We start from the raw sequence: 9,011 nt of genomic DNA, 5'->3' as shown, positions 1-9,011 counted from the left end.
GGAGGCTTCCGGCCCGGCGCCAACGTGGGCCTGGGCGTGCGCGTCTTCAAGAGTGACAGCGTCTCGTTCCGGCTGGACGTGACGAACAACGTCGTGTTCGCCGGCGCCTCCCGCATCATCAACATCCCCACCCTCCAGCTCGCCACCGCGCTCAACTTCGGCGCCACGGAATGACGCTGATGCTTCGCTCAAGACTCGCCGCGCTCACCAGCGCCGCGCTCCTCCTCATCCCTGTGGCTCGCGCGGCTGCCGCCAACCCCGGTGCGCCGTCCAAGGCTCCTGCCGCCAACCCCGGCGCCCCCGCAGCACCCCCTGCCACGAGCCCTGGCGCTCCTGCTCCCGCCGCCAATCCCGACACGCCTCCTGCCGCCGAGGGCCAGGCCGCCGCGCCCAAGGCCGAGGAGCCCCCTCAGGCCCCCGAGAAGGTGGACCCGCAGCTCTTCGACGAGGCCCTGGCGGACTACTTCGACGGCAATCCCCGAGCCGCCGCCGGGCCCCTCTTCGCGTGGCTGTCCGCCACGCCCAGGACGGACGACAACTACGCCTGGGGCCAGTACTTCCTGGCGCGCAGCCTGATCGATCTGGGCCTCACCCACGCGGGCGCCGTGTACCTGGCTCGCATCGCCCGTGAGCGCACCAACCCCAACGTGCTGCCCCGCGCCCTGGAGCTGCTCAAGGACCTGACGGACAAGCCGCACGACGAGGTGATGATCGACGAGCAGGTGTTCGCCGCGCTGGACCTGGGCTTCCTGGAGCAGGAGGCGGGCGCCTACGCCCACTACCAGCAGGGGCTGGTGGACCTGCGCGTGGGCAACGAGCGCTGGGCCAACACCCACTTCTCCAAGCTGGACGAGGGCAGCGCCGAGGCCAGCCACGCGAAGTTCGCCCTGCTCGTCACCCGCCTGAAGACGGTGAAGGAGCCCTCTGAAGAGCTGATCAACGACTTCCTCGGGCTCTCCAAGGACGAGAAGCTGACGCGCGAGGCCCGCAACGAGGCGGCGCTCGCGGTGGCCCGCCTGCGCTACGAGCGCAAGGACTTCAAGGGCGCGCTGGAGGCCTATGCCCTGGTGAAGCTGCCCGAGCTGGATCCGGGCCGCGCCACCCTCTACCTGGAGGAGGCGTGGACCCGCTACAAGCTGGGCGAGCTGCGCGCCGCGCTGGGCATCCTCACCACCCTGGATGCGCCCTCCTTCCGCGACGAGTTCCTCCCGGACAAGTACCTGCTGCGCGCCCTCATCTTCCGGGACTTGTGCCACTACCTGCCGGCCAAGCGCGCCGCCAAGGAGCTGACGCGCCGCTTCGCGGACTCGCTGGACGCCATCGCCGAGCGCGACGATCTCACGCAGGACCTGCGCCTGCGCCGGGCCGCCGAGGCTCATGGCGCCACCAAGCGCGCCTCGCGCTTCAAGGAGCTGCTGGAGCTGGAGTCCGAGCGGCTCGGCCGCTACGCCGGCAGCTTCGGAGACCGGCTCCAGTCCCAGCTCACCAAGCTCTACGCCCTCTCCCTGGGCGAGGCCGAGCGCGTCTACCAGGCCCGGCTCATCGAGGCCGTGCGCTATGAGGCCGACACGCTGCTGCGCGCCGCCGAGCAGGTCCGCCTGATGGAGTACGAGGTGGGCCTCAAGCTCTATGAGCGCGTGAAGAGGGGCTCGAAGGTGGTGCTCCCCGCGGAGGAGACGCTGCTCACGCCCGAGCAGGTCGCCTTCCGCTTCGAGGGCGAGTACTGGAATGACGAGCTGAAGTCCTACCGGGTCCGCATCGACAGCCGCTGCATCGAGGAAACACCATGACCGGCCAGTTGACCGGGATCATCGCCGCGGTGCTGCTCGCCACGAGCTCCGCCGGGGCCCAGTCCCAGGATCGGAACTTCAACCCCATCGTCTCCAAGGCGAAGGAGCGCGACGAGCTCATCACCAAGCTCAAGCGCGACATCTTCAAGGTGGACCGCGCCATTGGCGAGACGGAGAAGCTCATCTCCAAGAGCCGCAACGCGCCGTACCTGCCGGATCTGCAGTTCCGCCTGGCCGAGCTCTACGTGGAGAAGAGCCGCTACGTGTACTACCTGCAGGCCGAGCAGCGTCCCGAGGGAGCCTCGGGCGCCATCGTCTCTCCGGAGACGCGGCTGATGAAGAACAAGGCCGTCCAGCTCTACCTGCGCCTGCAGCGCGAGTACCCGGACTTCCACGACGGCGACAAGGTGATGTTCTACCTGGCGCACGAGCAGCGCGAGCTGGGCACCTTCGACGAGATGCTCAAGACGCTGGGGGAGCTGACGAAGAAGTACCCCACCAGCCCCCTGCGCCTGGAGTCCGAGCAGATCATCGGCGACTACTACTTCGACAAGGCGGACCTGGTGGAGGCGGAGAAGCACTACACCGCCATCCTCGCGCAGCCGCCCTCGCCGGTGCATGACCTGGCCCGCTACAAGATGGGCTGGATCCGCGTGAACCAGGCCAAGCACGCGGAGGCCGTGGTCTTCTTCGAGGCCGCCGCCGCCAGCGAGCCTCTGCCGGGGGTGGACCCGAAGAAGGCGCTCAACATCAAGCGCGAGGCGCTGCTGGACCTGGTCTACAGCTACACCGAGGCCAAGCCGGCCAAGGGTGCGCTCAACTACTTCGAGAAGCTGAGCGAGAGCCGCGCGACTTTTGCCCTGGCGCTGGACAAGCTGGGCAACCGCTACTTCATCAAGGCGCAGTACGAGTGGGCCATCCCCGCGCTGCGCAAGCTGATGGAGATCCAGTTCGATCCCGAGCTGGATCTGGAGCGCGGGCAGAAGCTCTATGACGCGCTCAAGGCCTCCAAGGGCAAGGTGATGCCAGAGCCGGCGGATCTGCGCTTCCTGGTGCGCGCCGCGGTGCAGAGCAAGACGGATCCCGAGCTGAGCGCGAAGGAGCGCGCCACCCAGCTCAAGGAGCTGGAGGAGATGGCGCGCGACCTGTCCACGCAGCTCCACGTGGCCGCGCAGAAGAAGAACGACAAGGTCCTGTTCGTGACGGCCGCGACGGCCTACCGGGAGTACCTGAGCCTGTTCCGCCCGGAGCAGTACGTGCGGCCCATCATGAAGAACCGCGCGGACGCGCTCTTCGAGGCGGGCGTCTTCCCCGAGGCCGCGCGCCAGTTCGAGGAGCTGGCCCGCTACGAGGAGAAGGCCAAGCAGCGGGACGAGAAGGCCATCGACGCGGCCATCTACGGCGCGCTCCTGTGCCACTTCTCCACCGTGAAGCCGGAGGAGGCAGCCAAGCGCTCCACCTTCGAGGTAGCGGATTCCCGCCAGGCCCTCAAAGTCCTGGGCTCCAACTACATCACCCGCTTCCCGCAGAGCCCCAACATGCTGGAGGTGAAGTTCAACATCGCCCGCGCCTACTACGAGGACGGTGACTACCCGAAGGCCTCCGAGCTCTTCACCGCCTTCGCCCTGGCCCACCCGCAGCACAAGGACGCCCCCGTCGCCGGCAACCTGGCGCTGGACAGTCTGCGGCAGCTCAATGACTTCAAGGGCCTGGAGGAGACGGGCAAGAAGTTCCTCGGAACCCCGCTGCCCGCGAAGTTCCAGGACGACGTGCGGAAGATCCTCGCGCAGAGCAAGGCCGAGGCGCTGGACGAGCTGGCCCTCAAGAGCGCCGAGGAGACGGGGGACGTCATCTCGGGCCTGCTCAAGGTGGCCGACGAGAACAAGAACTCGGAGATCGGCGAGAAGGCCCTCTACGGCGCCTTCACCGCCGCGCGCGAGAAGCGGGACTTGAACAACGCGCGCCAGCTGGCCACCAAGCTGTCCACCGAGTACCCCAAGAGCCAGTACCTCTCGGACGTGCTGCTGACGCTGGGCCGCTACTCGGCGGAGGCAGGCTCCTTCGGCGAGGCGGCCGACTGGTTCGAGAAGGTGGGCCAGAAGCTTGGTGCGGACGCGGTGGGCCTGGACGGCTACCTGTCCGCCGCGCGCCTGCGCCTGGCCATGGGGGACTACAAGGAGGCCTCGCGCAACCTGGAGACGGCGGCCGAGGTGGCCGGCGCGCGCAAGGGCGAGGTGCTGGTGCTGCTGGCCGAGGCGCGCCTGAAGCAGAAGGACTACGCCGCCGCCCGCAGGGCCGCGGAGAGCGCGCTGGCGCTGGACAAGACAAGCACCGGGGCCGCCGCCGTCATCGCCGAGGTGCAGGCCACCACCGCTCCCAACGACTCGCCCGACAAGCTCATCTCCACCCTCACCGTCGCGGTGCAGGGCCCCAACGGGCAGACGGAGGAGGCCGCCAAGGGCCTGTGGTTCCTGGGCGAGATCCTCTACCGCGGCTACAAGGGCCTGTCGGCGGACAAAGTCGAGGAGAAGGTGGCCTCGCTGCAGAGCATGGAGGGCATCTACACGCAGGCCGCCTCGCTGGGCTACCCGGAGTGGGCGGTGGCCTCGCTGTGGAAGCTGGCCCTGGCGTACTCGCACCTGGCGGACGTGGTGGATGCGACGCCCGCCCCGGCGGGTGCCTCCGCGGCCGAGGTGAAGGCCTTCCAGCAGGCGGTGAAGGAGCAGGTGGCGCCGCTGCGGCAGCGCGCGGACGAGGCCTTCAAGGCGTGCCTGGCCCGCGCCAACCAGCTGGACGTCTTCAGCATCGCGGTGGTGGGCTGCCGGAGCCGCTCCGACACGGCCGCGCTGCCGGTGCCGAGCCCCAGCTCGCCCACGCGCAGCCCCTCGCTGGAGGAGGTGCGCAGGAAGGCCGAGGCCACGCTCACCGCCGAGTCGCTCGAGGCGCTGGGCATGGCATATCTGGAGAACAAGCAGTACGGCCTGGCGCAGCTCACTTTCGGCCGCGTCACGGAGCTGCAGGACACCCGCGCCGCCTCCCACAACGCGCTGGGCTGGGCGCTGCTCAACCAGGGTGATGCCATGGGCGCGCACGCCGCGTACTCCAAGGCGCTGGACGCGGACCCGACGTACAGCAAGGCCCGCCTCAACGTCGCCGCCCTGCGCTGCCGCTTCGGCGACACCGAGGGCGCAAGGCGCGAGCTGTCCGTCCTCAAGGACGTGAACTCGCTGGGCGGTATGGACGTCGACACGGGGTGGAAGGCGTGCAAGTGAGCCCGCGCATACTCCCGGCCCTGCTCCTCATGGGCGTGATGACCGGGTGCGGCCAGGGACCGCACCTGGAGGGCAGCGTCACGCCGCTGCTGGATCTCCGCTACGAGACCGCCCAGGCCGGGGCCGATGAGGACGAGGCCTCGGTGCGCTTCCTCACCCTGCAGGGCGCCGGAGAGAACACCATCCTCAAGGTGGCTGCCCGGCTGGATGATCTGCAGCTCGCTCCGGGCGTGGCGATCGATCTCGCCGAGCTGCTGGGCGAGGAGCCGGACTCTCCGCAGCGCGGCGCGGTCAGCCGCAGCGTGCTGGACGAGCCCACGCGCGAGTTCCCCCGCCTCCTCCGAGGCGGGCTCACCTTCGACAAGCCACTGACCGCCGGCGCGAAAGTGCCGGGCGAATTCCACGTCACTTTCGTCAACGGCACCGACGTCTACTCCGGCCGCACCATCTTCGGCCGCTTCGAGGCGACTGTTCCATGAAGCGCATCCTCCTGCTCACCCTTCCCCTCCTCGCCGCGTGCGGCCCGCGCTATGGCATGAGCCTGCCGTCCGACATGGAGAAGAGGCTGCCCTACGAGTCGCGCATCGAGCTGCTGGAGGCGGAGAACGATCTGGCGCTCGCCTACGACAAGTCCGACCAGGCCAGCAGCGAGATCCTCCGGGCCCGCGACAACATCCGCCGCGCCCGCTCGCGCGCCAAGGCGGCCGAGGAGGAGCTGGATCGCGCCGACGACACCATCTCGCGCGAGGTGGCCCAGCTCACCATCGAGGAGGCGGAGGCGCGCGTGGAGTACCTGCGCTCCCGGCAGCGCCTGAATGTGGCCCGGCTGGAGGTGGAGGAGCTGGCGAAGCGCTGTGCCACGGCCCGCTTCGAGCTGGCCCGGGTGACGGCCGCCCGGAAGGCCAAGGTCGAGGGCAGCGAGGAGCTCGATCCCAAGGACTTCGAAGCCCAGGTCGCCGAGTGTGAGGCGGAGGTGAAGGAGCAGCGGGCGGAGCTCGGCACGGACACCGCGGACGAGAAGGCCGCGCGCGAGGCGTGGGAGACGAAAAAGGCCGCGCTGGCCAAGAAGACCTTCGACGCGCGAACCAGTCCTTACGTGGAGAACCTGTGATGATTCGAGCCGGCGTCCTCGTCCTCCAGCTCTTCACGGCGCAGGCTCCAGCGCCGGCCACCCCTGCCCCCGCCACACCGGACGCACCCGCCGAGGCCCAGGCGCTGCCGCCGGATGTGGAGGCGCTCTACAAGCTGGGCGTGGCCTTCCTGAACCAGGGCCAGCCCAAGAAGGCAGCCCCCCCGCTGAAGAAGCTGCTGGAGAAGGCTCCGGAGGTCATCGCGGCGCGGGTGGCGCTGGCCCGGGCGCTGCGGCTGTCCGGCGAGACGGAGGAGGCCCGCGCCATGCTGGACGGCTCCATCGCCATGTACCCGGAGGAGTCCACCCTGCGCGCCGAGCGCGGCCTGCTCGCGCGGGTGATGGACGAGCACGACGTGGCCATCAGCCAGTACTCGGTGGCCGCCGAGCTCGCCCCGAAGGACGCGGAGCTGCAGTTCAACCTGGGCGAGTCGCTCCAGCGCGCGGGCCGCACCGAGGACGCCATCGCGGCGTACGAGGACACGCTGAAGCTGGACCCGAAGCTGACGGTGGCCCGGGTGAACATGGCCAAGGCCCAGGCGGACAAGGGGCTGCTGGGCGAGGCCAAGGAGACGCTCAAGGAGGCCATCCAGCTGACGCCCGATGATGCGGAGGCCCACTACAACATGGGCGTGCTGCTGATGCGGGAGAACAACCTCCCCGAGGCCATGACGAAGTACCAGAAGGCCCTGGAGATCAACCCCAAGCACGCGCTGGCGCACAACAACATGGGCGTGGTGTACGACGGGCTGGGGCAGCACCAGAAGGCCACCGAGGCCTTCAAGAAGGCCATCTCCGCGGATCCGAAGTACGCCGAGGCGCACTTCAACCTGGGGCTGGCGTACTTCTGGCTCGGCGAGCAGGTGCTAGCGACGAGGGCCTTCGAGAAGGCGCTGCAGCTGGAGCCACGCCGCTCGAGCGGCCCGTACACGCAGCTGGGCCACCTCTACCTGCAGCAGGGCAAGAAGGACCGGGCGGTGGAGGCCTTCCGGAAGGCCATCGAGGCCAGCGCGGAGGACGGCAAGAAGACCACCGAGGCGTACCAGGGGCTGGCGCGCTCATACCTGGCCCTGGGCAAGGTGGACGACGCAGTGGCCACGCTGAAGAAGGTGGTGGAGGACTTCCCCAAGGACGCGAGCGCGCGCGAGGCCTACGGGGACGCGCTGAAGGCCAAGGGCGACCTGGACGGCGCCATCGCCCAGTATGAGGAGGGCGTGGAGCTCTCGCCGACGACACAGCTGCGGCTGGCGCTGGCGGATGCGTACGCGAAGAAGCGCGTGGGCGCCAAGGCCCAGCCGCTCCTCGAGGCCATCCTCAAGGAGGAGCCGGGTCACCGCACGGCAAAGCTGGCACTGGCGGACCTGTACCTGGCCATGGGGCGCTACGTGGAGGTGGAGGAGCTGCTGAAGCCGAAGGACGGAGATCCGACGGACTCGGGCGCGCTGGCGCGGCTGGGCATCATGCACTCGCGCATGCAGCGGCCGGACAAGGCGCTGGAGCTGCTGGAGCAGGCGGTGAAGCGGGATCCGTCCCTGCTCGACGCACGGGCGGAGCTGGGCCAGATCTACCTGCGCGGCGGAGACACGGACAAGGCGGTGCGCGTGCTCGGGGACGTGCTGGGCATTGAGCCGCGGCACTCACTGGCGCTGCTGTACACGGGCCAGGCGCTCTACCGGCTGGGCAAGGCCAAGGAGGCCGAGCAGTCGTTCCGGGCGGCGGCCCAGGTGGATCCGGGCTTTGCCGAGCCGCACAACGCGCTCGGGCAGCTGCTCGAGGCGGCCAAGCGCACCGACGAGGCGAAGGCCGCCTACGCAAAGGCCGTGGAGCTCCAGTCCAACCACGACGACGCAAAGAGCGCGCTCAAGCGGCTGGGCGGCGCGGCGGCCTCCGCCAAGCCCTGAGTTGAGTCACACGGGCCAGCCCAGCAGCACGGCGCCGGCCATCACCAGCGCGGCCCCGGAGATCTGCCTCCGGCCGGGCCGCTCGCCCTGGAGCACCGCGAGCAGCAGGGCGAAGGCGATGGAGGTGTTGCGCAGCGTCAGCACGGCCCCCGCCCCCACGCGGGCGAGCGCCGTGAGCAGCAGGGCAAAAGACAGCGTGCTCACCACGCCTGTCGCGAGCATCAGGAAGGGACTGAGCCGCACCTGCCGGAGCACGGCCCCTCTCCCCTCGCTGCCCGCCCGCGTGAGCAGCAGCATGGGCAGCGCCACCCACATCCCAAGAGCGAAGAGCGCCGGAGGCTGAGCCCCCACGCCGAGCGCCTGCTTGTAGGCCACGTGGTAGCCGGCGATGCACACCGCGCTCGCTGCCGCCCACGCCACCCCTCGTCCGGAAGGGCCCGCGGGGCGCACCAGCCCCGTCACCGCCAGCCCCGCTGCCAGGACGGCCGCGCCCGCCAGCGTCAGCGGGGTGAGGGCCTCGCCCAGCCACAGCACGGACACAGGCCACACCAGCAGCAGGGCCCCGCCACGAGCCACCGTGTATGCCAGGCCCAGGGGAGCGTGGCGAAGAGAACGCGCGAGCGAGAACAGGTACAGGCCCTCGCACACGCCCGCGGCGAGCCCCCACATCCACCCGCTCCGCGTGGGGAAGGCTTCGCCCTGCAGCCCCAGCGCCCACAGCCCGCCCAGCACGAGATCCACGGCGATGACGCCCACCACGCCCGCCTCGGGATCCGCGTGCCGCTTGAGCATCGCGTTCCAGAGCGCATGAAGGAACGCGGACAGCAGCACCAACGTCAGGGCGACAGGCTCCACCGCGGCTCCTCGGACCAGGAGCCCGGTTCTACCCTCCCCTGAGCATCACGCCATGTAGGCGGCG

The 9,011-nt window shown here is 69.8% G+C and carries 6 protein-coding genes; 5 read left to right on the top strand and 1 reads right to left on the bottom strand.

What is annotated here, in order from left to right:
* Window positions 1-179: 179 nt before the first annotated feature.
* Genes VD972_RS42125 through VD972_RS42105 form a run of 5 tightly spaced genes read left to right on the top strand, consistent with a single transcriptional unit; the run spans window position 180 to window position 8,092 of the window.
* A complete protein-coding gene (locus VD972_RS42125) occupies window positions 180-1,790 on the top strand; it encodes a hypothetical protein (protein ID WP_414654214.1) in 1,611 nt (536 codons plus the stop codon).
* Window positions 1,787-5,062 carry an outer membrane protein assembly factor BamD gene (gene bamD, locus VD972_RS42120; RefSeq protein ID WP_324995156.1) on the top strand — a complete coding sequence of 1,092 codons (3,276 nt, stop codon included), beginning with the start codon at window positions 1,787-1,789 and terminating at the stop codon, window positions 5,060-5,062. Before VD972_RS42125 ends, bamD begins: the two co-directional genes overlap by 4 nt.
* Window positions 5,059-5,541 (top strand): hypothetical protein, encoded by a 483-nt coding sequence (locus VD972_RS42115; protein WP_324995154.1) that lies wholly within the window; start codon window positions 5,059-5,061, stop codon window positions 5,539-5,541. Before bamD ends, VD972_RS42115 begins: the two co-directional genes overlap by 4 nt.
* Window positions 5,538-6,173 (top strand): hypothetical protein, encoded by a 636-nt coding sequence (locus tag VD972_RS42110; protein WP_324995153.1) that lies wholly within the window; start codon window positions 5,538-5,540, stop codon window positions 6,171-6,173. Before VD972_RS42115 ends, VD972_RS42110 begins: the two co-directional genes overlap by 4 nt.
* Complete coding sequence (locus VD972_RS42105) at window positions 6,173-8,092, top strand: tetratricopeptide repeat protein (RefSeq protein WP_324995151.1); 1,920 nt, start codon at window positions 6,173-6,175, stop codon at window positions 8,090-8,092. The genes VD972_RS42110 and VD972_RS42105 overlap by 1 nt, the downstream gene beginning before the upstream one ends.
* 6 nt (window positions 8,093-8,098) lie before the next feature.
* Here the strand turns inward: VD972_RS42105 and VD972_RS42100 are convergent, their stop codons facing one another.
* A complete protein-coding gene (locus VD972_RS42100) occupies window positions 8,099-8,947 on the bottom strand; it encodes a DMT family transporter (protein ID WP_324995149.1) in 849 nt (282 codons plus the stop codon).
* Between the last annotated feature and the right edge of the window lie 64 nt (window positions 8,948-9,011).

Origin of the sequence: Hyalangium sp. (assembly GCF_035629615.1) — a bacterium.
Taxonomy (GTDB): Bacteria; Myxococcota; Myxococcia; order Myxococcales; family Myxococcaceae; genus Hyalangium.
The sequence above is the reverse complement of the archived record's forward strand: the minus strand, read 5'-3'. Positions and strand labels throughout refer to the sequence as shown.